Origin of the sequence: Collinsella sp. AF36-3AT, assembly GCF_003475205.1 — a bacterium.
Classification (GTDB): Bacteria; Actinomycetota; Coriobacteriia; order Coriobacteriales; family Coriobacteriaceae; genus Collinsella; species Collinsella aerofaciens_AF.
On the sequence record NZ_QROZ01000003.1, the window covers coordinates 200,407 to 225,436 of the forward strand.

A 25,030-nucleotide genomic window follows, 5' to 3' on the forward strand; every position below is an offset into this window, starting at 1 on the left:
ATATACGGTTGTTTACGTAACGCGTTCTCGGGAGCCTGCATGCTCGCCTTTTTACAAACTAACACGCCCATCGTGATCTTTAATCAGATTGTGGTTACGCTACTCACGGTCTGCTTTCTGTACCAGGTGGTCTTCTTTGTCATTGGCGCTCTTCGTGGCGAGGTCGCGCCTCCCAAGGCCAAAAAACTCCACCGCTATGCCTTCTTTATCGCGGCGCATAACGAGGAGGCCGTGATCGCCAATCTCGTACGCTCTATTAAGGATCAGGACTATCCGTCCGAGCTCATCGAGGTCTTCGTGGTCGCCGATGCTTGCACCGACAACACGGCGCAGCTCGCGCGCGAGGCCGGTGCCATTGTTTACGAGCGCAATGACCTGGCCCGCAAGGGCAAGAGCTGGGTCATGGACTTTGGTTTCGATCGCATTCTCAACGAGTATCCCGACACGTTTGAGGGCTACTTTATCTTCGATGCCGACAATGTTATCTCCCGCGATTACGTCTCCAAGATGAATGATGCCTTTGACCAGGGCTTTCATGTGGTCACGAGCTATCGTAACTCCAAGAACTTCGGCAGTTCGTGGATTTCCTCTGCCAACGCCACCTGGTATTTGCGTGAGGCCCGCTTCCTCAACAACGCGCGTAATATCTGCAAGACGTCCTGCGCCGTCTCGGGCTCGGGCTACCTTATCTCCGCCAGTGTTATCGAGGGCATGCACGGCTGGCAGTTCCATACACTGACCGAGGACATCCAGTTCACCACGTTCTGCGCCATTCACGGCATCCGCATCGGTTATGCGCCGGCGGAGTTCTTTGACGAGCAGCCGGTGACGTTTAAGGCGTCCTGGAAACAGCGCATGCGCTGGACCAAGGGCTTCTACCAGGTCTTTTTTACCTACGGCAAGCATCTGGTCAAGTCGACGTTCCGCTATCATCGCTTTGCCGCATATGACATGTTTATGACCATCGCTCCGGGCATGCTGCTGTCCCTGATCTCCATGCTCGCCAATGCGACGTTCCTGATCGTGGGTGGCCTTTCGCATGGTTTCTTGGCTACCGAGGTCGAGATGCAGGCTTGTGCCGCCTCGCTTATCATGACGTTCGTGATGATGTACCAGACCTTCTTTATCCTGGCGCTGCTCACGACCATCTTTGAGTACAAGCACATTCATTGCGCTCAAAAGTGGCGCCTGGTGACCAACCTGTTTACCTTCCCGATCTTTATGTTCAGCTATATCCCCATCACGGTTGCCGCGCTGTTCCTGAAGGTCGACTGGGTCCCGACGCAACACGCCGTCAACGTTACCCTCGACGAGGTCATGCAAGGCGCCAAATAACCACCACCAAAACCACCACAAAGGTGCCTGCACCTTTGTGGTGGTTTTTGCTTTTGAGTGACTGCCCAAGGAGGTTTTTAATGGTCTATATCCCGTTTTGGATTTGTATCTTTGCCGGCGCGGTGATTGATGCCCGTGAGCGGCGGTTTCCCAATGAGCTTGCCGGCGTGTGTGCGGTGGCGGCGCTTGCAGGCGTTTGGCTCGACAGAGGTGTTAACACGGCGCTTGACCACGCCGGTCTTGCGGTCATCGTCTACCTTGCCCTTGTGCTCACTGAGTCGCTCTGGCGTCGTGTTCGCCAAGCCCCCGGCATCGGCATGGGGGATGCCAAGGCGCTTTTCGCGCTTTGCACGCTCGACCCTCTGGGTGGCATCGTGGCATTTGCCGCCGCGCTCCTGGTCCTTGCCCTCTCCTGCCTCATCACAAAATCGCGTTCCTTGCCATTGCTCCCGTTTTTGGTGCCGATTTTTGCCATAATCGAGGTTGTGGGCTGCACTTTGTAACCGATTGCGCATCCTTCTTAAGGAGCATGCCATGGCAACTAATCAAGAATCGGCCGTCATTAAGGCGCGCATGGACCGTATTCCCTCGGCGTTGTCGCCCGAACTTTTCGAGCGCATTGCCACCGATCGTGCTTCGGGCTATGTTAACCCGTATCGTTGCAACGACGATCAGGTCATTCGTCGTATTGATCGCGCCGCCGACAAAGGCACGCTTATGCGTCCGGCGTTTATGCGCGATACCGAAAAGATTCTTCATCTTCCTGCGTACACGCGTTATGCAGGCAAAACGCAGGTCTTTAGCTTTCGCAGCAACGACGACCTGTCGCGGCGCGGCCTTCATGTGCAGCTCGTCTCGCGCATTGCCCGCGATATCGGCCGTGCCCTGGGCCTCAACTGCGATTTGATCGAGGCGATTGGCCTGGGCCACGATTTGGGCCACACGCCCTTTGGCCATGCCGGCGAGCGTTTCCTCAACGATATCTATCACGAGCGTACGGGTCGTTATTTTTTCCATAACGTGCAGTCCGTCCGCGTGCTCGACGCGCTGTACGGCCGCAACGTGTCGCTCCAGACGCTCGACGGCGTGCTGTGCCATAACGGCGAGTACGAGCAGCGTGTCTTTGAACTCTCGGACATGGCGTCGTTTGACCAGTTCGACCGTACCGTCGAGGACTGCATTGCCACGGGCTATGGCGCGATCGAGCACCTGCGCCCCATGACCCTCGAGGGCTGTGTGGTGCGTATCTCGGATATCCTCGCCTACGTTGGGCGCGATCGCCAAGACGCCATCGCGGCGGGCCTGTTGTCACCCGACGCTTTTGACGATGGCCTGGGCGGGGCTTACAACAGCTGGATCCTCACGCACGCTTCTATCGATATCGTTGAGCATAGCTACGGCAAACCGCGTATCGAGATGAGCGAGGACCTGTTTGAGGAGATCCGCCGGGCGAAGCGCGAGAACTACGAGAAGATCTATAGCAAGGGCGGTATCGAAGGCGATTCTGAGGCAGAGTTGCGTGAGGCCTTCGAAAAGCTCTACGACCGTTGCCTGCAGGATCTAAATAAAGGCGACGAGTTCTCTTACATCTTTAAGCATCATGTTTCGCGCATTGAGCAGCAGCTTTCCTACTACGATCGCACCTATGCCTGGCAGGACGACAAGGATCAGGCCGTCGTCGATTACATCGCAAGCATGACGGACGGTTATTTCTGCGAGCTGACGAGCAAGCTGTTCCCGGGTCTAAAGTTTCCGCATCGTACCTATATTAACGAACGGTAGTTCGTATTTATTCGGTATACTGTTTGTGGAAAACGTTTTTGATTGATGCACGGGATGGCTATGGACGACCTTTTTTCTGCTTCGACGCGCGAGCGTTCCTTTCAGAATGCGCCGCTTGCGGTGCGCATGCGCCCCAATTCGCTCGACGATTATGTGGGCCAGCAAAAGGCCGTCGGTAAGGGCTCATGGTTGCGTGCCGCGATCGAGCACGACGTGCTTTCGAGCGTGATTCTGTACGGGCCGGCCGGTACGGGTAAGACGACGCTGGCCCACATTATCGCCAACCATACCAAGAGCGAGTTTGTTGAGGTCAGCGCCGTGACGGGCACTGTGAAGGACCTGCGCCGCGTAATCGATGAGGCTAAGACCCGTCTGAACACCTACGACCGCCGCACCATTCTGTTTATCGATGAGATCCATCGCTTTTCGAAGTCGCAGCAAGATGCCCTGCTGCGTGCGGTCGAGAACCGCACCGTCATTATGATTGGCGCCACGACGGAAAACCCGTACTTTGAGGTCAACTCGGCATTGCTCTCGCGTGGTCGCGTGGTGGAGCTTGAGCACCTCAAAGACGAGGATATCGCCACGCTTATTGAGCGTGCGCTCGAGGCGCCGCAGGGTTTGGGCGGCAAGTTCTCGGCCGATGAGGATACGGTCAAGACCATTTGTACGCTGGCTGCGGGTGATGCACGCTCGGCCCTGACGACACTTGAGCTGGCGAGCGAGATTGCCGTCACGCGTCCCGATACCGAAGGGACGCCAGCGCCGGCGGCGGGGGAGCGCTATCCCATCACCGTGGATGACGTAAAGATTGCCAATCCGCGCCGTGGGTTTTCGTATGACAAAAACGGTGACATGCACTACGACATTATCAGTGCGTTCATTAAGTCCATGCGCGGCAGCGACCCCGATGCCACCATTTATTGGCTCGCGCGCATGATCGATGCAGGGGAGGATCCTAAGTTTATTGCACGCCGTATTATGATTCAGGCTTCTGAGGATGTTGGCAACGCCGATCCGCAGGCGCTTTTGGTGGCGCATGCCGCGTTTAAGTCTGCCGAGGTCATTGGCTATCCCGAGTGCCGCATTAACCTTGCTCAGGCTGCACTCTATGTGTGCTTGGCGCCTAAATCCAACGCGTGTGAGGCTTCAATCGATGCGGCGCTGGCCGATATCCATTCTAGTGGGCTTCGCGAGGTGCCGAGTTATCTACGCGATCGCCATCGCCCGGGCAGCGATGAATACGGTGTGTATAAGTATCCGCACGATTATCCCGAAGGCTGGGTCGACCAGCGCTATTTGCCCGAAGGCTTAGAACGCGGTGCATTTTGGCAGCCTGCCGGCCGCGGTTGGGAAGAATGGCGCGTAGAGCAAAGCGAACGCGACCGCAGCGGGAATGCACCGAAGTAGCTGCTGATAATTTTGTCCCACGTTGCTGCTCTTGGCATGTTCGGTCCCCTTTGGGGTACCATGGAAAGCGTCTGTAGTTCGATTCCTTTGGGAGGCTTGTATGAGTCCCATTCAAATCGCCTTGCTGCTGCTTGCCGTTGCCGGCGTGTGGGCTATCGTTGAGCTTGCGCTCACCCTGCGCAAAACCCGCACCGTTGTCGACTCGCTCGACAAGACGGTAACCGACCTCAACAATACGATTGCCGAGGCGCAGCCCGTGGTGGCAAAGCTTGATGGCGCCGTTGACGAGCTTACGCCGGCACTTGCCCAGATGGAGCCGCTCCTCAAGTCGAGCAAGACTGCCGTTGATGCTCTGACGTCTAACCTCGTTGAGGTTGAGGCGGTCGTTCGCGACATTTCCGAGGTCACGGGCAGCGTGGCCGAGGCCAGCAATGCCGTATCGAGCGTGACTGATTCTGCTGCTGGCGCCGTGCAGAAGCTCTTCAATAAGGTGAAGGCTCCTGCAGCCGACGCCGATCGCAAGCTCGCCGCTGCCGCTGCCGAGGCCGAGCAGCCCACTGAGCGCGTTCTGATTGGCGATGACGATGCCGCTGCTGACGACGATGATGTTCAGAAGCCCGCTGCTAAGCCTGCTCAGTATTACACCTATACGCCTGCCGAGACCTCCGAGGAGTCCTGCGATGAGTAGCGAAGCAACCTGCCCCATTACGCTGAGCGTTGCTGGTGATCCGCGTCTCGCGCGCTTGGTGCGCATGACGGCCGCCAACGTCGGCGCCCTGTGCTCTATGTCCGTCGATCGCATCGAGGACATTCGTATGGCTGCCGAAGAAGCCTTCATCTTTGGCTGCACGGCTGTTGATTCCGACGATATCTCGATCAAATTCGATGTCGACGAATCGCATGTGGGCATGACCTTTACCTTTGGCGACCAGGCGACTGTCGATGAGGATGACCAGGCTGCCGTGTATGCCGAGCTCATTTTGGCGAGTGTGTGCGACTCCTACGAAAAGACTACAGCGCCCCTAACGCTTTCCCTCGACCTCAAGGCGGATATCTAATATGACCGAACGCTCCCGGAGCGGCAAGACCGCTTGGGACAAGGAGAAAACCCGCGAGCTGTTTCGTCGTTATAAGGAGACCGGTGATCCGGATGCTCGCGAGCAGCTCGTCATGTCCCATATGAACCTGGTAAGGTTTCTTGCCAACAAATTCAAGAACCGCGGCGAGCCGCTCGATGACCTTTTGCAGGTCGGGTACTTGGGCTTGCTCAAGGCAATCGACCGCTTTGATCCCGAGCGCGGACTCGAGTTCACGACGTTTGCCACGCCCACCATCTTGGGCGAGATTAAGCGCCACTTCCGCGACAAGGGCTGGAGTGTGCGCGTGCCGCGTCGTCTGCAGGAGCTCTCTGCCAAGGTTAACCAGGCCACCGACAAGCTCACCAACGAGCTTCAGCGTTCGCCCAAGGTTGAGGAAATCGCCGATTACCTTGGCGTAACCGTCGACGAGGTGCTCGAAGCCATGGAATCGTCCTCGGCCTACACCTCGGTGCCCATCGAGGCTCCCGGTGCGTCCGATTCCGATGATGCGCCTTCGATTCTCGATCGCTATGCCGACGACGACAACGAGCTCGACTTTACCGATGACCGCCTGGTAATCGAGGAAGCTATCCGCGATTTCTCGCCGCGCGAGCGCGAGGTTATCGAGCTGCGCTTCGTTAAGGGCATGACCCAGATCGAGATTGCCAAGAAGCTTGGCATCTCGCAGGTGCAGGTCTCGCGCCTGCTGCGCCGCACGCTTAAGAAGATTCAAGATAAGATTGATCCCGACGGAGTGATGGTTCGTTCATGAGTGAGCACCCCCAACAAATCGACCGCACGCTTCGCGATACCCGCATTCTGACGCTGCGCATTTGGGGCGTCGTCGGCTGCATTGTCATCGCTGCCGTCATCTTTAACCTTATGGGCATCCTGGCACCGGTCATCGAGTTTCTCGCTGTCGGTTCCATCATCGCTTTTGTGATGTCTCCGATCACCAACTGGCTCGAGCATCACGGTGTCGGACGTGGCCTCGGTTCGCTCATCGCACTCATTGTGGTTGTTGCCGTGCTCGTCGGCGTCGTCTGCATCCTATCGCCTATTTTGCTCGGTCAAATCATGGAAGTCCTGAGCCGCCTGCCCGAGCAGCTTCGTGTTGCGGGTGGCGATCTCAACGAGATGCTCTCGCACGCTAAGACGCTCAACAACACGCCGCTCAAGGAGTATCTGGACGACAATCTTTCTTCGTTGGTTACCGTAGCGTCTAAGTACGTCTCGCAAATCGCTGCTGAGCTCGGCCGCGGTGTGTTTCCGCTCATTACCAACACGGCCTCGCAGCTGTTCGTCATCTTCCTGGGTCTGGTGCTTGCCTACTGGCTTGCCTGCGATTATCCCCGCATGCACCACGAGGTCTGCACCATCATCGGGCAGGAAAAGGAGACCTCGTACCGCTTTATGGTGGCCATCCTTTCGCGTTCGGTCGGCGGCTACATGCGTGGCATGGTCATCACATCGATCTGTGGCGGTTTTCTTGCCTTTATTGGTTTTACGATCATCGGCCATCCGTATACAGCACTCATGGCTATCTTTACCGGCATTATGCACCTGGTTCCGGTTGTCGGTCCCTGGGTGAGTGCGGCGATCGCCACGGTGCTCGGCTTTATGTTCAGCCCCATGCTGGCGTTGTGGACGCTTGTCGTGACCATGGTGGCTCAAAACGTCACCGATAATGTCATTTCGCCTAAGGTCATGCAGAGCTCGGTGCAGGTGCATCCCGTTATGAGCCTGACGGCTCTCGTTATCGGTTCGGCACTCATGGGTCCCATCGGCATGGTTATCGCCATTCCGCTGTGCGCGGCCCTCAAGGGCATTTTCGTCTACTACTTTGAGAACGAGACCGGGCGTCAGCTCGTGGCATACGATGGTGCCGTGTTTAAGGGCACTCCGTATCGCGATACCGAGGGTAACCCAGTTGCCGCCTACGACGCGCTTGGCGACGATACGTTCATCTATGAGTCCGAGCTCATCGGCAACGAGACCGCGCCCGAGGCCCAGGCCATGCCCAAGCCCGAGCTCGATAATCCCTGGATTAAGCTCTCAGGCCTGCAGCCCGACGCGACGGGTTTCTTTAAGAACCCCTTTGCCAAGGACGACGACACAAGCTCTGACGACGACACCAAAACCGGCATCGACGGCTCCATGGACGATTCGGATTCCAAATAGGCCCTGTTAGCGTTTCTTGATGTTGTAAATAACAATAAACGCGATCAAAGCGATTGATAAGGGGCCAGCCACATAGAAAAAGATGGCGTCAATTGCGCTTAGGGTGTAATACGCTTTATCGCCAGATGTTACTGCGTACAATGCGTAGCCAAATCTCGGCTGGTTCACATACCAGCTCGAGTAAGCGAAGATTGCTAAAAGGGCTACCGAGGTTAGTGCATTCACGACAAACCGTTTGCTATTCATCGATCGCTCCTTCCGGACGATTCTTATATGCAATTATACCGAAATCATTTTTTTTTCAAAGTATTTGACAGACCTAAATAACGTGCACTTTCGCTGGAGGGTCGCTGTTTGGCGGCCCTCTTTTTTGCACAGGCGCGGTGGGATGGTAATATCGTTACGTTTGAACTGTTTCGATGTGAAACCGAGGAGATTCCCTCTATGAGTGCTGACTACCCGTCAATGACTACGGCCGAGATTCGCTCCAAGTTCCTCAACTTCTTTGAGGAGCGCGGTCTTAAGCTCTATCCTTCTTCGTCCCTCGTCCCCGACGATCCTTCGCTGCTGCTTGCCAACGCCGGCATGAACCAGTTTAAGGAGTACTACCAGGGCAAGAAGACCATGAAGGAGATCGGCGCGATCTCCTGCCAGAAGTGTGTCCGCACCAACGACATCGACTGCATCGGTGAGGACGGCCGTCACCTGTCCTTCTTTGAGATGCTCGGCGACTTCTCCTTTGGCGGCGTCTCCAAGCAGCAGGCCTGCGCTTGGGCCTTTGAGCTCATCACCAAGGAGTTCAAGCTGCCGCTCGACCGCCTGTACTTCACCGTCTTTACCGAGGACGACGAGACCCACGACGTGTGGCGCTCTCTGGGCGTTGCCGAGGATCACATCTCCCGCCTGGGCGAGGACGACAACTTCTGGGCCGCTGGCCCCACCGGCCCCTGCGGTCCGTGCTCCGAGATCTACTTTGACATGGGCGAGGAGGTCGGTTGCGGCAGCCCCGACTGCAAGCCTGGCTGCGACTGCGACCGCTTCCTTGAGTTCTGGAACCTCGTGTTTACCCAGTACGACCGCCAGGAGGACGGCTCCATGCCGGAGCTGCCGCACCGCAACCTCGATACGGGCATGGGTCTGGAGCGCATGGCCGCTATCATGCAGCACAAGACCGCTAACTACGACGGCGATCTGATGCAGCACCTCATCAAGCTCGGTGAGAAGATCAGCGGCAAGACCTATGACGCCGACGATTACTCCGGCGCCAGCCGCTCCCTGCGCATCATCGCCGACCACTCCCGTGCCGTCGACTTTATGATCTCGGACGGCATCCTGCCCGGTAACGAGGGCCGCGAGTACGTCCTGCGCCGCCTGCTCCGTCGTGCCGTGTTCCACGGTCGTCTGCTGGGCATCGAGGGCGCCTTCCTGACCAAGTTTATCGACGAGGTCAACGCTCAGATGGGCGAGGCTTATCCCGAGCTGCTCAAGAACGTCGCGCTCGTTAAGGGCATCGTCGCCTCCGAGGAGGAGCGTTTCTCAACGACGCTCGACAACGGCCGCGTTTACCTGGACGAGGCCCTGGCCGCGCTCGCCGACGGCGCTGTCCTTCCGGGCGATGTTGCCTTTAAGCTTCACGACACCTTTGGTTTCCCCATTGACCTGACTGTCGAGATCGCCGGCACCGCCGGTCACGACGTCGACATGGATGGCTTTACCGCTTGCATGGAGGACCAGAAGGCCCGCGCCCGCGCCAACGCTAAGGGCGATGCCTGGGGTAGCTTTAACGACGTGTGGGTCGAGCTTTCCGACAAGGTTGCCGCGACCGAGTTCGACGGCTATGACAACGACGTCATCGAGGGCGCCAAGGTTGTCGCCATCGTGAGCAACGGCGAGTCCGTCGAGTCCGTTGCCGCCGGCGAGGACGTCGAGGTCGTGCTCGACCGCACCCCGTTCTATGCCGAGATGGGTGGCCAGCAGGGCGACGCCGGCGAGCTTTCCGCCGAGGGCGTTGCGCTGACCATTTCCGATACCAAGAACCACAACGGCCTGTATGCCCACGTCGCCCACGTCGCCGAGGGCACGCTGACCGTCGGTGCTACCGTGACCGCCGCGCTCGACGCCGAGCGCCGTGGCTTCCTGCGTCGCAACCACACCGCCACGCACCTGCTCGACGCCGCGCTTAAGCAGGTCCTGGGCGAGCATGTCTCCCAGGCTGGCTCGTTGGTGACGCCCGAGCACCTGCGCTTTGACTTCACGCACTTCGAGGCCCTGTCCTCCGAGCAGCTCAAGGCTGTCGAGGACCTGGTCAACCAGCAGATCTTCGCTTCCAAGCCGGTTGTGACCCGCGTCATGGGCATCGACGAGGCCAAGGCCGCCGGTGCTGTCGCCCTCTTTGGCGAGAAGTACGGCGACGTCGTCCGCGTTGTCTCCGTGGGCGCCGAGGACCAGCCGTTCTCTCGCGAGCTCTGCGGTGGCACGCATGCCGCCAACACCGCCGAGATCGGTCTGTTCAAGATCATCTCCGAGTCTTCCACGGGCTCCAACGTCCGCCGTATCGAGGCCGTGACCTCCAAGGGCGCTCTCGACTACATGGCCGACCGCCTGGCGCTCGTTGACGCCGCTGCCGCTGCGCTCAAGTGCCGCGTTGATGAGGTTCCCGCCCGCGTGGAGAACCTGCAGGCCGAGCTGCGCGAGACTTCCAACAAGCTCAAGAAGGCACTCACCGGTGGCTCCTCCGATGCGATTTCCAGCGCCATCGAAGGCGCTGTCGAGCTGAATGGCTACAAGCTCGTTGTCGCTGAGCTCCAGGGCCTTGAGGCTGCCGACCTGCGCAATGTGTGGGATACCGTGCACCAGAAGGTCGCCGGTCCCGTCGCCTGCGTCGTCGCTAGCGTGACCGAAAAGGGCACCCCGGCCCTGCTCGCTGCCGGCTCCGATGACGCCGTCAAGGCCGGTTTCCACGCCGGTAACGTGATCAAGCAGATCGCGGGCCTGGTCGACGGTCGCGGTGGCGGTCGTCCCAACATGGCCCAGGCTGGCGGCAAGAACGCTGCCGGTATCGCCGATGCCCTCGCGGCTGCCAAGACCGCGCTCGGCGCTTAAGTAGTCGCTGTGGTCGCGCTCGCGCTGGACATAGGGGAGACCCGGATTGGCATTGCCGTCTCGAGCCGTGATGGCAAGATGGCAATGCCCGTCAAGGTGCTCCCGGCTGCCGAGGTCACTGGCATGGCCAAGACGTTCCGTTACCTGGTTGAGGACTATGAGCCCGATATCCTTGTAAGCGGACGTCCCTTGACCATGGCCGGTGAGCCCGGCCCCCAGGCCGAGCGCGTTGCCGCCGTTGCGCAAAAGATTGCCCAAGAGCTCGATCTTCCGCTTGAGTTTGAGGATGAGCGCCTGTCCTCGCAAGAGGCAAAGCGTATCCTACGCGAGCAGGGACTCAACGAAAAGCAGATGAGGGGCAAGATTGACATGATCGCCGCCAGCCTGTTCTTGCAGACGTGGCTCGATCGCAAAAACGAGGAGGTTTCGCATGCCTAGCGCTTCCGATCCGCGCCAGCCGAATCGCCAGGGGCAGCCTACGCCGCGCCCTGTATCGTCCGGCCAGCGTCCGATGCAACCGACGCAGCGTGCGGCTCAGCCTGCTGCTCGTCCCGCACAGCCCTCCTCTCGTGCAGCACAATCTGCTCAGCGTCCTGCCCAACAGCCCGCTGCCCGCGCAGCCCGGGCCGCAAGCGGTACCCGCTTTAAGCAGCAGGCGCCCACGCAGCGTGCGCAGGCGCCTCAATCGCATACGCGTGCACATCATGCTCACGGCACACATGGCGTAGCTCCGGCCACGCGCTCGAGCTATAACACGCATGCCCGCCGTGGCGTCCAAAAGAAAAGCTCTCCGGTGCCTATGATTATCGGCGTTGTTGTTGCCGTACTTGCTCTTGCTGCCATTGCCTTCTTTGTCGTTCCGGCCGTCAAGGGCCTGTTTTGCGGGGAGGAGACAGGCGTCACCGCTGGCCAGCGAGTTACCGTCACGATTCCCGAGGGAGCTTCGGGCGATACGATCGCCTCGATTCTCTCCGAGAACCATATTGTCGAGAATCCCAAGGATTACTACGCGGCGGTCAAAAAGCTCAACGCAGATATGTCGCTCAAGCCCGGCACGTACTCGTTCACGACGCTGATGGATGCGACCAAGGTTGTCCAGCAGCTCATGGAGGGGCCCAATGCCGGCTCCGATGCGCTGACTATCCCTGAGGGCCTAACGGTCGACCAGGTCGCCGGTCGCGTGGCCGCGGCATACGACAGCATCTCCAAGGAAGACTTCCTTAACCAGGCCAAGGCGAGCAATTATGTGAATGATTACGCTTTCCTTAAAGATGCCGCGAACGATTCGCTCGAGGGCTTCCTATTCCCCAAGACCTATTCGTTGGGTAAGGACCCGTCTGCCGATGATGCGATTCGCGCCATGCTTGACCAGTTCAACGCCGAGTATAAGTCGCTTGACTTTGCCAGCTGCGAGGCCAAGATCAAGGAGCGCTATGGCGTGGAGATGTCCGATTACGACATCGTTAACCTTGCCTCGATCGTCGAGCGCGAGGGCCTCAACGCCGATCAGCGCGCGCATGTGGCTTCGGTTTTCTATAACCGTATGGCGGGCAAGCTCGATGGCCTGCGTTACCTCAATAGCGATGCGACCATGATGTATGTCACCGGCGGCGAGGTTACCGCCAACGACCTGCAGAGCGATAGTCCGTATAACACCTATAAGCATGAAGGCCTGCCGCCCACGCCCATCTGCTCTCCGTCGCTCGAGGCGCTCAAGGCTACCCTTGAGCCGACCGACTCTGATGACCTGTATTTCTATATTACACAGGACGAGGAGTATTTCTCGAAGACCTACGAAGAGCACCAACAGTCTTGGAATTGATCATGAGGATTTTTAGCCCCAAACGATATGTTGCCTCAGTTGACCGCATCGACCTCGATACCCTCTGGGCCGACGGCAAGCGCGCCATTCTACTCGACCGCGATAACACTCTGGTGCCGCGCGATACCGAGCAGGTTCCCGCTGCGGTTTCAGCTTGGCTCGAAGCCGCCCATGCCAAGGGCTTTAAGCTGTGTATGGTGTCCAATAACTGGCATCGCGACCAGGTCATGGCATCGGCGCGCGAGCTGGGGCTCGAGGCTATCAGCCACGCCATGAAGCCCGCCCCGTTTGCCCTGAAGGCGGGTCTTAAGCGTCTGGGCGCCACGGCCGACGAGGCCGTGCTGATCGGTGACCAGCTTTACACGGACGTGTGGAGCGGTAACTTTGCCGGCGTTGACACTATTCTGGTCAAGCCGCAGGCGACCCAGGACCTGTGGTACACGCAGATCTTCCGTATCTTTGAGCGCCGGGCCCTGCGCGACCTTCCCTGCGAGGAATAGGTTTCGCCATGTCTCAGCACATCAAACACGGCTGCGACCATATCTTCTTTATCGGCTTTTTGGGCGCGGGCAAGTCGACGCTTGCGCGCAACGTGGGCACTATGTTCAAGCGGCGTTTTATCGATACCGATCGTTTGGTTGTGCGTCGATGCGGCAAGTCGGTGACCGAGATATTTGAGACCGAGGGCGAGGATCGTTTTCGCGAGCTCGAGACCTCGGCACTCCGTTCGCTTCAAAGCGAACGCAGCCTGCTGGTATCGTGCGGGGGCGGCATCGTCGAGACGCCGGTGAACATTGAGCTGATGCACGAGATGGGTACCTGTGTGTACCTCGAAGGCGACTTTGAGGACTCGTTGCGCCAGATTCGCCGCTCCGATACCCGGCCCGATTTCCGCTCGCCCGAGCACGCTGCGCGCCTGTTTGAGCATCGCCGTCCGCTGTATCGCCGGGCCGCCGATATTACCCTTGATATTCGCAACAAGTCCTTCGAGGACGTTTCCTACCTTTGTGCCGAGATGCTTTTGGAGCGTGGACTGCTATGATTCGCCGTCAACTTATCAATTTCCAAAACCGCAGTGTCGATGTCCGCGTCGGATTGGGCGCGTTCGAGGAGCTGCCGCGCATGTTTGCCTCGGCTGTGGGCAAGCCTAAGCGCGCGATGGTGGTTTGGAACGACGCCACATCCGAGCGTTTTGGCGAGGCTGTCGAGCATGCACTGGTTGACGCCGGTTTTGCCGTGTCGTTGCTCGTCCTCGAGGTTTCGCCTGCCGGTGCTACGCTGGTCGATGCCGATACCGTCTTTGGCGCCCTGTCGGCTAATGGCATTACCTGTGACGATCTCGTTGTCGCTGTCGGCGACACGGCGATCTGCTCAGTCGTTTGCTGGTGTGCCAATCAGTGGTGCGGTCGCACCGAGTGCGCCTTGCTGCCGACGACGTTTGACGCCATGCTCACGGTCGCGACGACCATGAAGCCGCTCGTTGCCTCGTCGGCGAATGCGCTTCCCGCTATCGCGTTCCGTCCCGAGCCGGGCTTGGTCGTGTGTGACCTCGACCTTGTTCGCGCGGCGGACCCCGAGGACCTTAAGCTCGGTTATGCGGTACTTGTTGGCACCATGCTTTCGAGCAGCAAGTCCCGCTGGAATCAGTTTACCGAGACCATTCCCGAGATTCTCTCGGGCGAGGAGGTCGCGCTCGTCAATGCCGTTCAGTGGTCTCAGACTGCTCGTAAGGACGTACTGATGGCCACGAACCCGAGCGCCCGCCATGCGCTCGATTTTGGCAAGACGGGGGAGTGTACCCTGCGCGCCTGCTTGGGCGATGCCGCTTCGCCGGTGCCTGCCTACCAGCTGTTGTCCGAGGGCATGCGCTTTGAGGCGCGCCTAGCACATGATGCCTGCGACTTCGATATCGATTACGTCTTTGAGGTCGATGACTGCCTGGAGGACTTTGGTATCGAGGAGCTTGCCTTCGATCTGGAGCCTGCCGCATATATCGAGGAGTTCCGCAGGCAGCAGTTTGTCCGCTCGAACCGCAGCATGTTGCCGCTGCCCGCGGCGCTCGGCGCCATTCGTCTAACGAGCGTTGAGGACGAGGTTCTCGACCGCCATGCTCACGCATACTTGGCTTCTCGCAACGAACTTCTCTAGGATTTATTGACATCCATCGTCTTTCGTATCATGTTGAGGGGCGGGTTTCCAATCGGTTGCGAATCGCTCGCGATTCCGTTCGTTGATTGAGCCCGTTCCGTCTTTATGAAGACAACAAGAAAGGAATCTGCATGTCTGAGTTTGCTGCCGGTCCTGCCGGTCGTATCGAGCGTGTCCGTGCCCTGATGGTTGAGCGCGGTTACGACGCCATCGTGGTGCGCGACGAGGCCAATCTTCGTTGGCTTACGGGCGTCAAGGGCGTCTTCGATTACACCTTCGAGTTCCCGCACGCTGCGTTTATTACGGCCGACCAGTGCCTGTTCCATACCGACTCGCGCTATCTCAACAGCTTTGAGGAGAACACGCCCGCCGGCAGCCCCTGGGTCTACGACATGGACGAGGGCACCATCCCCGGTTGGGTCGCCGGCAAGATCGCGGCCAATAAGTGCCGCGTCTGTGCTGTCGAGGACGATATGCAGATCAACTTCTACCAGGGCATTCAGCGTGGTCTGGAGGATCGTTCCGTCGCCTGCATGCTGCCGCTGATGCATGACGACATTCGCAAGATGCGCGCCATCAAGGACGCCGAGGAGATCGAGCTCATGTGCCATGCGCAGTCGATCACCGATGCCGCCTTCCAGCATATGCTCGGCTTTATTAAGCCCGGCATGACCGAGAAGCAGGTTCGCAACGAGCTCGAGAACTTTATGTTCGCCAACGGCGCCGATAGCCTTGCCTTCGGCTCCATCGTGGCGAGTGGTCCCAACACCGCCAACCCGCATGCCGTGCCGAGCGACCGCGTGATCGAGAAGGGCGATTTCGTTCTTATGGATTACGGCGCGGGCTACTGTGATTACCGCTCCGACATGACACGCACCGTCGTGATGGGCGAGCCTACCCAGGAGCAGCTCGACCTGTACGCGCTCGTGCGCCGTACACACGAGGAGTGCGTCGCCGCCATCCATCCGGGCGTTGAGGGCAACGACATTTTCAAGCTTTCCAAGAAGATCATCGGCGATGCCGGCTATGGCGATTACTACAACCATGGCTTGGGCCACGGCGTTGGTATCGACATCCACGAGCTGCCCAACTTCAACCGTAGCAAGAACACCATCGAGATCGGCTCGGTTGTCACCATGGAGCCCGGCGTCTACCTGCCCGGCGTGGGCGGCGTGCGCCTGGAGGACTACGGCGTTGTCACCGAGAACGGCTACGAGCCCTTCACCAAGACCCCGCACGACCTGCACGTTATCGACTGCTAGTCTACTTCGGTAGATAGTTTGGGGCGGGGCGTCCGAATCGATCCGGACGCCCCGCGTTCTCTTTTTATGCGCTCTCCGCAGGCGCCGTCTGCAAGTGTATAATTTCTGTCGTATGTAATTTGGACGCTTGTGCGTTCTGCCCATAACAAGAAAGGTCGCTATGCCTACCATTTCTACCGCCGACTTCAAGAACGGCCTCGGTCTCCGTATCAAGGACAAGGTCTACACCATCGTCGAGTTCCAGCATGTCAAGCCGGGCAAGGGCGGCGCGTTTGTGCGCTACAAGACCCGCGACATCAAGAGCGGCCGCGTCGTCGAGAACACCTGCAACGCCGGCACCAAGTTCGAGAGCGTTATGCTCACCACCCGTGAGTTCCAGTACCTCTACAACGATGGCACCGACTACATTTTCATGGACAATGAGACCTATGAGCAGGTTCCTGTTCCCGAGGACATGGTGGGCGAGAACTCCAAGTGGCTGCGCGAGAACGACATTTGCCAGCTGCTCTTCGCCGACGATGAGCTCATGGGCGTGACCCCGCCGATGTTCATCGAGACCACCATCGTCCAGACCGACCCGGGCTTTAAGGGCGACACCGTCCAGGGTTCCACCAAGCCGGCCACGATCGACACCGGCGCCGTCATCCAGGTCCCCATGTACCTCAACGAGGGCGAGGTCATCAAGGTTGACACCCGCGACGGCAAGTTCGTCTCCCGCGTCTAGCAACCAACTCTTCTAGGAGGACTCATGCCCCAGGAAATCAAGATTGACGGCATCGGCATTTCGCCCGATGTTCTGACCGCCATCGTCTCGCGCGCCGTGTCGGATGTCGAGGGCATCGCCTCCGTTGGCGTCAAGGACCTTGCCACCAACCTTGTCTCCATGATGCTCTCGTCCAAGGCCCCGGCTTCCGAGCCGGCGGTCGAGGCCGAGGTCATCGGCGACAAGCTCGCACTTACCGTGCGCGTTGTGGTGTTCTTTGGCTATCCGTTCAAGAAACTCGCCGAGGCCGTTCGCGCTGCCGTGGTCGCCGCCATCGATGCCCAGGTTGGCGTTGAGGTCGAGCGCGTTGACGTTTGCATCGACGGCCTCGTTTTCCCCAAGGAGTAACCTTTGAGCCTTAAGGTTTATCGCGGGCGCACGCTTGCCCGCAGTCAGGCGCTGCAGCTGCTGTTCCAGGCCGAGGCCACGGACAGCCCGCTCGAGCGCGTCCTCGAGGGCGATTTCCTGATCTCGAAGGGTCCCCTCGACCCCTATGCGCTGGAGCTGTGCCGCGGTGCTTACGAGCATATCGACCGCATCGACTGCGCTCTGCGTTCCGTTGCCAAAAACTGGGATCTTATGCGCATGCCCGGCGCCGACCGCAATCTGCTGCGTATCGCCGTTTACGAGATGCGTTTCCTCACCGACGAGGAGGTCTCGGATGCCATCGTGATCAACGAGGCCGTCGAGCTTGCCAAGGCCTATGGCACCGACCAGTCCGCGTCGTTCGTCAACGGCGTGCTGGGTAAGATCGCTCGCAGTGAAGAGCTGCCGGGCGAGGACCTGTACCAGGAGCTGCTGGCCGAAGATCGCGCTCGCGAGGAGGCACAGGCTGCCGAGGCTGCCGCAAAGGTTGCGGCTGCTCAGGCCGAGGCTGGCGTGCTGGCCGAGGACGCGGACGCTGCTGAGGCCGTCGAGGCCGACTCCGTCGAGGAGTAGCCATGCCAGAGGGTTCCGTCCGCAACTTCGACGAGATTTCGGACCGCTTGGATCAGATCATCGCTACCGTTCGCTCCAAGGATACCTCCTTGGAGCGTTCGCTCGATCTGTTTGACGAGGCGATTGAGCTGGGCTCCCGCGCGGTCGACATGGTCGATAAGTTTGAGCTGACGCCGCGTGAGGCCGACAAGCTCGAGCAGGAATACGATGAGGATGCGGCAAACGAATCCCAGGATAGCTAGGCCGCATCTCCGGATACGAATGGTTGATGGCATTCATGAAACGCGTGCGTCTTGATGACGAACTGATTTCACAGGGCATCTGCGCCGATCGCGCGGATGCCCTTCGCACTCTTATGGCCGGCTTGGTCTCGAGTGGCGGCGAGCGTTTGACTTCGCCGGGCCTTAAGGTGATCCCGGGTCTGCCGCTGCACGTGAAGGGACGCATTCCCTATGTTGGCCGTGGCGGTCTTAAGCTCGAAGGCGCGCTTGATGCGTTTGGTATCAATCCGACGGGCCTTGCCTGTCTGGATGTGGGCTGCTCTACCGGCGGCTTTACCGATTGCCTGCTTAAGCGCGGAGCTGCGACCGTTGTCTCGGTGGACGTGGGTCGCGCCCAGTTCGATTGGTCGTTGCGTCAGGACGATCGCGTGACGCTGCATGAGCGCACAAACGTGACGCAGCTGCCTGAGCTTGGCTATGCCGGCGCTATCGACCTGGCTGTGTGTGACGTCTCGTTTACCAGCATCGCGAACATTATCGATGCGGTGCTGGCGTGCCTGGCGCCTACGGGTGCATTCTGCACGCTCGTAAAGCCGCAGTTTGAGGCTCCGGCGGCGCTGGTTGGTGAGGGCGGTATCGTGACCGACCCCGCCGTCCGCTGCGATACACTCGCGGCGGCGATTGAGCTTTTTGCCGCCAAGGGCCTGTTTCCGCTCGACGTGTGCGTGTCGCCCATCCATGGCGCCAAGGGCAACGTTGAGTTTTTCCTGTACGGCACGAGGTTTGCCCCCGGCGAACGCACCGACGATGAGTTGCAATCCGAGGTATCGGTTTTGAGCGAGAAAGCAGCAACGCTATGAAGGTCTTTCTGGTTCCCAATTACTACAAGCAAGAGGCGGTCGAGAGCGGCCTTATGCTCGAGCTTTGGCTTTCGCGCCAAGGCTATGAGGTCGCATGGGCTGCCGACCAGCGCTCCAAGATTCAGAGCACGCCCGACGTTGACGATGCCGACTTGGTCATCACGCTCGGCGGCGACGGCACGCTGCTGCGCGCCGCCCGCATTCTCAACTACCGCGAGATTCCTATTCTGGGTCTTTCCTATGGTCACCTGGGCTTTTTGACGGCCGCGAGCCCCGAGGAACGCGATATTTTGCAGGTTGTGAGCGATGCCCTGTCCGGTGAGCTCCACGTGAGCCGCCGCGCCACCATCGCCGCAGACATCGTTTCCGTGCGTGAGGACGGCACGAAGGATGTCGTGCGTTCGTTCGCCCTCAACGACATGGCGCTCACGCGTGGGCCCCTGTCCGATATGGTCGAATTTGACATCACGGTGTCCGGCCATCATATCGATCGCCTGCGCGGTGACGGTGTCGTCGTGTCGACGGCGACCGGCTCCACGGGTTATGCGCTGAGCGCCGGCGGCCCTATCGTCAGCCCCGATTACACGGGTATGGTCTGCGTGCCGATTGCTCCGCACACCATTCAAGCTCGCGCTTTCCTGACTTCGCCGAGCGATGTCGTCGAGATCTTTATGTCCGACGACCGCCCGAGTGTGCCTGCCATCGCTATCGACGGACAGTTTATTACCTGCGACGGCACGGTTGAGAGCGTGGCCGTGCGTCGCGGCCCCGGCGATGTGCTGCTGCTCGACTACGGCCCCGAGAGCTTCTATAACTCGGTGAGCCGCGTGTTCTATGGAGTGCGCCATGATCGATGAGCTCCAGGTTTCCAACATCGCACTCATTCGCGAGGCGACGTTGGTTCCGAGTGCGGGCTTGACCGTCCTGACCGGCGAGACCGGTGCTGGCAAGACCGCATTGCTCTCGGCGCTTAAGCTCATCTTGGGCGAACGTGCAGATTCGTCGACCGTGCGCGAGGGCGAGGCGCTTGCCAGCGTCGAGGCGCGCCTGTTCGATGGCCCGCACGACGCTGAGGGCTTCACCGTGCAGCGCAGCCTTTCTGCCGAGGGCCGCAGCCGCGTGAAGATTGACGGCCGTATCGCCAGTGTGCGCGAGCTTTCGGAGCACGTCGGCGTGATGATGGATCTGTGCGGCCAACACGAGCACCAGCGCCTCCTCGACCCGGCACATCATGTTGCCATGGTTGATGCCTGGGCTGGTCGCTCTGCGCTCGAGGCGCTGGAAAAGTACCGTTCCTGCTTCAAGGCGTCGCGTGCGGCTGCCAAGGAGCTTCGTCGTGTAGAGGAGGCGTCGCGTGCGCAAGGGAGTCGCGTCGAGGAGGCGCGCTTCGCCCTGGAGCGCATCGCCGAGGTCGATCCCAAGCCGGGTGAGTACGAGGAGCTTGAGGAGCTGCTGCCGCGCTCGGAGCATGCCGAGGTCTTGGTGGCGACGGCCAACGAGGCCCATGCATCGCTTGTTGCCGAAGGGGGAGCGCTCGATGCCGTGAACGGCGCCGTGGCAGAGCTGTCGCGCATGGCGACCGTTGACCGCAAGCTAGGCGACATCGCCGATGCCCTTTCGGATGCTTGTATCTCCCTTGAGGATTGCGCCAATGAGCTGCGTGCTTATCGCGATGGGGTCGCCTTCGATCCGCACGAGCTCGCCCGCATGCGCGAGCGGTATTCCGACCTCAAGGGCCTGCTGCGTCAGTGGGGTCCCACCATGGACGACGTGTTTGCCATGCGCGATCGCTCGCAAGAGCTGCTGTCGCTGGTAGACGATGGTGATGGGCAGATTAGGAAGGCGCGCGAAGCGCTTGGCGCGGCGGAGCGCGAACTGTTTGCCGCCGCCAAGGCGCTTAAGCGCGCACGCAATACCGCTGCTCCGCGCTTTTGTCACGAGGTGGGTCGTCAGATGGCACGCCTGGAGATGGGCGGCGCTGAGCTGGTCTGGGAATCGCGTGATCTTCCACGTGCCGAGTGGACGCCGGCGGGCCCTTCGAGCTACGAACTCTTGTATCGCAGCGGCGCCGGCTTGACGCCGCGTCCCTTGCGCCGCATTGCCTCGGGCGGCGAGCTGAGCCGTGTGATGCTGGCGAGCAAGGTTGTCCTCGGTAATGCCGACGGCGTTGACACGCTGGTATTTGATGAGGTCGATGCCGGTGTCGGCGGCTCTACGGCTCGTGCTCTTGCTGGTGTGCTGGCTGATCTTGCCGCCACGCATCAGGTCATCGTCGTAACGCACTTGGCGCAGGTTGCGGTCATGGGCGACAAGCACTACGTAGTGAGCAAAGAGCCCGGAGATGTTCCTCAGACGCATCTGGATGAGGTGACTGGGGACGCTCGTACCGCAGAGATCGCTCGCATGCTGAGCGGCGATCAGTCGGAGGCAAGCCTGGCGCACGCCAGGCAGATGCTGGAAGAAGCGCGTGCTTAGTCTGAGCCGCCACATTCATGTCCGACCCGGTCGCCACGAAACCGGCCCATCTACTACGTTTGATAGGCTATCGGCAACCATGTTAAGAATTGTAAAAAGAAAACCGCAGGTAGAACGCCTGCGGTTTTCTCTATTTTCGGAATGTGGTTGGGCTATACGGATAAAACGTAGTAGATGGGCCGGTTTCGTGGCGGGTGGCGTTCGTCGGCTCCCTAAAATGACTATTCCACGACCTTATCCGGCTGGATGAGCTCCTCGTAGAAGCTGATGTGCTCTCGGGCGTCCTCGATTTCAGGCAGCAGGAAGTTGTAGATGACCTCTATGATCATCGTGGCGCTCATCTTGGAGAACGCGAAGTCGCCCGTTGTCAGCAGCGCCTCGTGATTGACGGTATTAAAGGTGTAGTCGGCTAGGCGCGCAAGTGGAGACTTGCTGTCGCTGCTGATGACGACCACGGTGGCACCGCAGTCGCGAGCCGCTTTTGCCATGCGGTTCAGTCGACGCGACTTGCCAGAGTTCGAGATCAGCACGATAACGTCGCCGGGGCGTAACGTGAGCGCAAAGCCGATTGATGTCTCGCTGATGGTGCTCGCCATACAGCGCAGGCCCAGCTGCGAAAACTTAAATGTCGCATCGAGCGCGACTGCGTTCGTATTGCCCACGGCGGCGAACTCAATAACGCCGGCATTCTTAAGTGCGTGCACAACTGCGGCCAACGTGTCGTGATCAATGCCGTCGATGGTCGCATTAAGCTCGCTCACCTTAGCGGCAAGGATATTTTTAAGGCTCTGCTCCATGTTGTCGAGCGAGACCTCGTCGGTCAGGCCCTCGTTGCGCTGACTCTCCAAGTCGCGCGCCAACGAAAACTGAAAACTGCGGAAGCTGCCAAAGCCCAGCTTGCGGCAAAAGCGCGAGACCGTCGCCTCGGACGTGGCAGCGGCTCGTGAGAGCTGGGCGGCCGTCAGGCGCGGCGCCTCGGACTGGTGCTCCAATATATAGTCGACAATGCGCTGCTCGGAATCGCTGTACCCTTTGTGCGTGCTAATAAGGGAGAGCGCGCTCTTGCTGCTATCGGTCATGGATGGCTCCTGGTTGGCATGAAAATCGGACTCGTTTTTCATGCCATAGTATACGGGCAGTTTCAATTACAAGATACACCTTGCCGTTTCAAGTGTTGATGGTAAACTTTCACTTACCGTTTACGGTTATGAAAGAACCTTTCACCGGAGAATTGCGCCTTGTCTCTTCTCACGCGGACGGTAGGTTGGTATCTTTCAAGTGTGGAAAAACGCGCATTTAAGCGCGTATAGGGGAGCGCCCGCGGGCGCTGTACTCAAGAAGGAGGGACACATGGCTAAGTTTGACATCATCGCCGCGACCGGTTGCCCGACCGGCATCGCGCACACCTTCATGGCGAAGGAGGCGCTGGAGAAGGCAGCTGCCGAGCGAGGTCTGACCATTAAGGTCGAGACTCATGGCCAGGTCGGTGTCGAGAACGAGCTCACGAAGGGTGAGATCGCCGGTGCCAAGGCCGTCGTCGTCGCAGCCGATAAGGATGTCCAGGCTGAGCGTTTCGCCGGTAAGCCCATGGTTTCCGTTGGCGTTTCCAAGGCCCTGTCCGTCGAGGCCGCCGGAAAGCTGATTGACCGCGCGCTCGCCGCCAAGGGCGACGACTCGGTTGCGGCTGCTGCCGATGTTGAGGACGAGGTCGAGGAGAAGGAGTCCATCGGCCACGTCATCTACAAGCACCTCATGAATGGCGTCAGCCACATGCTGGTCTTCGTCGTCGCCGGTGGTGTTCTGACCGCCGTATCGTTCCTGTGGGGCATCACGTCCTTCGATTCGACGGCTGCCGACTACAACACCTTTGCCGCCATGCTCAAGATCATCGGCGGCATCGCCATGAACCTCATGGTTCCGGTGCTCTCCGCTTACATCGCCGAGTCCATCGGCAAGCGCCCGGCACTCGTCCCCGGTTTTGTTGCCGGCATGATCGCCATCCAGGGCCTGCCCGTTAACGCCGATACCGGCATGATCGACGCCGGTGGCGCCGGCGTGGGCTTCGGCTTCCTGGGCGGCATCGTCGGCGGCTTCCTTGCTGGCTATGTCATCCTGCTGCTCGAGAAGGTCTTTGCCGGTCTGCCCAAGAACCTGGACGGCCTCAAGGCTATCTTCCTGTACCCGCTGTTCTCGACCGCCATCGTCGGTCTGGTCATGCTCGGCATCTCCGGCCCCATGGCTGCCATCAACACCGCCATGATGGACTTCCTCAAGGGCCTGTCCGCCTCTGGCGCCGTTGTCCTGGGTCTTGCCATCGGCTGCATGTGCGCCTTTGACATGGGTGGCCCGGTCAACAAGGCTGCTTACGTCACCGGTACCGCTATGCTCACCGAGGCCCTGGCCGCCGGTGTCGGCACCGACACCTACAACTTCGGCACCAACTTCATGGCTGCCGTCTCCGCCGCCTGCATCGTTCCGCCGCTGATCACCACTTTCGCCGTCGTTGTCGGCAAGAAGTACTTCAGCCAGGAGGACCACGACGCCGGTGTCGTCAACCTCATCCTTGGTTGCACCCACATCACCGAGGGCGCCATTCCGTTCATGACCAAGAACATCTGGCCCGTCATGCCCATCATGATGCTCGGTTCCTCCATCGCCTCGATCCTGACCATTATGTTCAACGTTCACGATCCGGCGCCCCACGGTGGCTTCCTGGTCCTGCCCGTTGTCGAGAACGGTCCGCTTTGGGTCCTCGCGATCCTCATCGGCGCCGTGGTCGGTAGCATCCTGTTCGTGGCCTTCAAGAAATATGACTTCGAGAAGAACCAGAAGGCCGCTCCTGCAGCCAAGCCGGTTGAGGCCTCCAAGGCCGCTGCTGTCGAGGCCCCCAAGGCCGAGGCTGCCGACTTCGTGAAGGTCGAGAACGTCTTTGTCGCCGAGGACTTCGCTTCTCGTGACGAGGCTTTGAGCTTTGTCTCCAACCAGGCCGTCAAGGCCGGTATCGCCGGCGACGCCGACGCCGTGATGAACGCCTTCCTGGCCCGCGAGGCAGAGGGCACCACGGGCATGATGGAGGGCTTCGCCATCCCGCATGCCAAGTCCGACGCCATTACCGAGGCTGCCGTCATCGTCGTCAAGGACGAGTCCGGCGTGACCGGTTGGGATACCATGGACGGCGCCCCCGTCAACGTGGCCATCGCCCTGCTCATCCCGGGCGCTCAGGCTGGCACCACGCACCTCAAGATCCTGTCCAAGGTCGCCGAGGCGCTTATGGACGAGGACTTCCGTGCCACCGTCAAGGGTTCCACCAACGCCGCCGAGATCGCCAAGACGATCAACGCCCGCCTGGTCTAATCCCGCAGCTCGCGAATAACATCGCCCCTTGTAACAAAGGCGGAGACCCTCTCCAAGGTCTCCGCCTTTTTCATCCCCAAATAAGTTGCGGTGAAATAGGGACTGTTTAAACGATTCAACCCCAAATTCAGTCCCTATTTCACCGCAACTTACAAAAGGGCATAGAGTGGGCTGCCTATCGAGTCTTTGTCGCGAACAAGTCATCAGCCAGAATTTCGTTCGCACGATATTGCTCTGGACCGACCGAGTTTCCGCAGCTTGCTCGCCCACAGGGGGCCGGGCGCGGCCAGTGAGATT

At 59.6% G+C, this 25,030-nt stretch carries 25 protein-coding genes; 23 read left to right on the forward strand and 2 right to left on the reverse strand.

Going from position 1 to position 25,030, the window contains the following annotated elements; genetic code table 11:
- Positions 1-39: 39 nt before the first annotated feature.
- The 8 genes from DW003_RS04695 to DW003_RS04730 all read left to right on the forward strand — a co-directional run bounded on the left by DW003_RS04695 (position 40) and on the right by DW003_RS04730 (position 7,787).
- Positions 40-1,335, forward strand: coding sequence for a glycosyltransferase family 2 protein (locus DW003_RS04695; RefSeq protein ID WP_117635141.1), 1,296 nt, complete (start codon positions 40-42; stop codon positions 1,333-1,335).
- A gap of 80 nt (positions 1,336-1,415) precedes the next feature.
- Positions 1,416-1,838 (forward strand): prepilin peptidase, encoded by a 423-nt coding sequence (locus DW003_RS04700; RefSeq protein WP_118387822.1) that lies wholly within the window; start codon positions 1,416-1,418, stop codon positions 1,836-1,838.
- A 31-nt stretch (positions 1,839-1,869) separates the two neighbouring features.
- Positions 1,870-3,117 (forward strand): deoxyguanosinetriphosphate triphosphohydrolase family protein, encoded by a 1,248-nt coding sequence (locus DW003_RS04705; protein ID WP_118387824.1) that lies wholly within the window; start codon positions 1,870-1,872, stop codon positions 3,115-3,117.
- Between the two features lie 60 nt (positions 3,118-3,177).
- Positions 3,178-4,527 carry a replication-associated recombination protein A gene (locus DW003_RS04710; protein WP_187361896.1) on the forward strand — a complete coding sequence of 450 codons (1,350 nt, stop codon included), beginning with the start codon at positions 3,178-3,180 and terminating at the stop codon, positions 4,525-4,527.
- A gap of 100 nt (positions 4,528-4,627) precedes the next feature.
- Complete coding sequence (locus tag DW003_RS04715) at positions 4,628-5,215, forward strand: hypothetical protein (RefSeq protein WP_117639347.1); 588 nt, start codon at positions 4,628-4,630, stop codon at positions 5,213-5,215.
- Positions 5,208-5,585 (forward strand): ATP-binding protein, encoded by a 378-nt coding sequence (locus tag DW003_RS04720; RefSeq protein ID WP_117736300.1) that lies wholly within the window; start codon positions 5,208-5,210, stop codon positions 5,583-5,585. The genes DW003_RS04715 and DW003_RS04720 overlap by 8 nt, the downstream gene beginning before the upstream one ends.
- A 1-nt stretch (position 5,586) precedes the next feature.
- Positions 5,587-6,378 carry an RNA polymerase sigma factor SigF gene (locus DW003_RS04725; RefSeq protein ID WP_117635146.1) on the forward strand — a complete coding sequence of 264 codons (792 nt, stop codon included), beginning with the start codon at positions 5,587-5,589 and terminating at the stop codon, positions 6,376-6,378.
- Entirely contained in the window at positions 6,375-7,787 is a 1,413-nt protein-coding gene (locus DW003_RS04730) for an AI-2E family transporter (RefSeq protein WP_118387828.1), read from the forward strand. Before DW003_RS04725 ends, DW003_RS04730 begins: the two co-directional genes overlap by 4 nt.
- 6 nt (positions 7,788-7,793) lie before the next feature.
- Here DW003_RS04730 and DW003_RS04735 read toward each other — a convergent pair whose 3' ends face one another.
- Positions 7,794-8,033 carry a hypothetical protein gene (locus tag DW003_RS04735; RefSeq protein WP_089571736.1) on the reverse strand — a complete coding sequence of 80 codons (240 nt, stop codon included), beginning with the start codon at positions 8,031-8,033 and terminating at the stop codon, positions 7,794-7,796.
- A 198-nt stretch (positions 8,034-8,231) separates the two neighbouring features.
- Between DW003_RS04735 and alaS the strand changes: the two genes are divergently transcribed.
- The 14 genes from alaS (at position 8,232) to DW003_RS04805 (ending at position 21,379) form a co-directional block, all read left to right on the forward strand.
- Positions 8,232-10,889, forward strand: coding sequence for an alanine--tRNA ligase (gene alaS / locus DW003_RS04740; protein ID WP_118387830.1), 2,658 nt, complete (start codon positions 8,232-8,234; stop codon positions 10,887-10,889).
- A gap of 9 nt (positions 10,890-10,898) precedes the next feature.
- Entirely contained in the window at positions 10,899-11,327 is a 429-nt protein-coding gene (ruvX, locus tag DW003_RS04745) for a Holliday junction resolvase RuvX (RefSeq protein WP_117583450.1), read from the forward strand.
- Positions 11,320-12,711 carry an endolytic transglycosylase MltG gene (gene mltG / locus DW003_RS04750; RefSeq protein ID WP_233545508.1) on the forward strand — a complete coding sequence of 464 codons (1,392 nt, stop codon included), beginning with the start codon at positions 11,320-11,322 and terminating at the stop codon, positions 12,709-12,711. Before ruvX ends, mltG begins: the two co-directional genes overlap by 8 nt.
- Positions 12,712-12,713: 2 nt before the next feature.
- Positions 12,714-13,211, forward strand: coding sequence for a YqeG family HAD IIIA-type phosphatase (locus tag DW003_RS04755; RefSeq protein ID WP_117583452.1), 498 nt, complete (start codon positions 12,714-12,716; stop codon positions 13,209-13,211).
- An 8-nt stretch (positions 13,212-13,219) separates the two neighbouring features.
- Positions 13,220-13,753, forward strand: a complete 534-nt coding sequence (locus tag DW003_RS04760; RefSeq protein ID WP_089571747.1) for a shikimate kinase — start codon at positions 13,220-13,222, stop codon at positions 13,751-13,753.
- Positions 13,750-14,859 carry a hypothetical protein gene (locus DW003_RS04765; RefSeq protein WP_118387834.1) on the forward strand — a complete coding sequence of 370 codons (1,110 nt, stop codon included), beginning with the start codon at positions 13,750-13,752 and terminating at the stop codon, positions 14,857-14,859. The genes DW003_RS04760 and DW003_RS04765 overlap by 4 nt, the downstream gene beginning before the upstream one ends.
- A gap of 131 nt (positions 14,860-14,990) precedes the next feature.
- Positions 14,991-16,121, forward strand: a complete 1,131-nt coding sequence (locus DW003_RS04770) for a Xaa-Pro peptidase family protein (protein WP_117757242.1) — start codon at positions 14,991-14,993, stop codon at positions 16,119-16,121.
- Positions 16,122-16,281: 160 nt separating this feature from the next.
- Positions 16,282-16,845: an elongation factor P gene (gene efp / locus DW003_RS04775; protein WP_117757241.1), complete on the forward strand. Its 564-nt coding sequence runs from the start codon at positions 16,282-16,284 to the stop codon at positions 16,843-16,845.
- A 24-nt stretch (positions 16,846-16,869) separates the two neighbouring features.
- Entirely contained in the window at positions 16,870-17,232 is a 363-nt protein-coding gene (locus DW003_RS04780; protein WP_035138197.1) for an Asp23/Gls24 family envelope stress response protein, read from the forward strand.
- Between the two features lie 3 nt (positions 17,233-17,235).
- Positions 17,236-17,823, forward strand: a complete 588-nt coding sequence (gene nusB / locus DW003_RS04785) for a transcription antitermination factor NusB (RefSeq protein ID WP_117757239.1) — start codon at positions 17,236-17,238, stop codon at positions 17,821-17,823.
- A 2-nt stretch (positions 17,824-17,825) separates the two neighbouring features.
- Positions 17,826-18,065 (forward strand): exodeoxyribonuclease VII small subunit, encoded by a 240-nt coding sequence (locus tag DW003_RS04790; protein ID WP_006233978.1) that lies wholly within the window; start codon positions 17,826-17,828, stop codon positions 18,063-18,065.
- 35 nt (positions 18,066-18,100) lie between these two features.
- Positions 18,101-18,904, forward strand: coding sequence for a TlyA family RNA methyltransferase (locus DW003_RS04795; protein WP_233545513.1), 804 nt, complete (start codon positions 18,101-18,103; stop codon positions 18,902-18,904).
- Positions 18,901-19,761 (forward strand): NAD(+)/NADH kinase, encoded by an 861-nt coding sequence (locus tag DW003_RS04800; protein ID WP_118387838.1) that lies wholly within the window; start codon positions 18,901-18,903, stop codon positions 19,759-19,761. Before DW003_RS04795 ends, DW003_RS04800 begins: the two co-directional genes overlap by 4 nt.
- Positions 19,751-21,379 carry a DNA repair protein RecN gene (locus tag DW003_RS04805; protein ID WP_118387840.1) on the forward strand — a complete coding sequence of 543 codons (1,629 nt, stop codon included), beginning with the start codon at positions 19,751-19,753 and terminating at the stop codon, positions 21,377-21,379. The genes DW003_RS04800 and DW003_RS04805 overlap by 11 nt, the downstream gene beginning before the upstream one ends.
- Positions 21,380-21,600: 221 nt before the next feature.
- Here the strand turns inward: DW003_RS04805 and DW003_RS04810 are convergent, their stop codons facing one another.
- Positions 21,601-22,524 carry a MurR/RpiR family transcriptional regulator gene (locus DW003_RS04810; protein ID WP_233545510.1) on the reverse strand — a complete coding sequence of 308 codons (924 nt, stop codon included), beginning with the start codon at positions 22,522-22,524 and terminating at the stop codon, positions 21,601-21,603.
- 205 nt (positions 22,525-22,729) lie between these two features.
- On the opposite strand from DW003_RS04810, the gene DW003_RS04815 reads away from it, so the two are divergent.
- Positions 22,730-24,733 (forward strand): fructose-specific PTS transporter subunit EIIC, encoded by a 2,004-nt coding sequence (locus tag DW003_RS04815; protein WP_118387842.1) that lies wholly within the window; start codon positions 22,730-22,732, stop codon positions 24,731-24,733.
- The last annotated feature ends 297 nt before the right edge of the window (positions 24,734-25,030 follow it).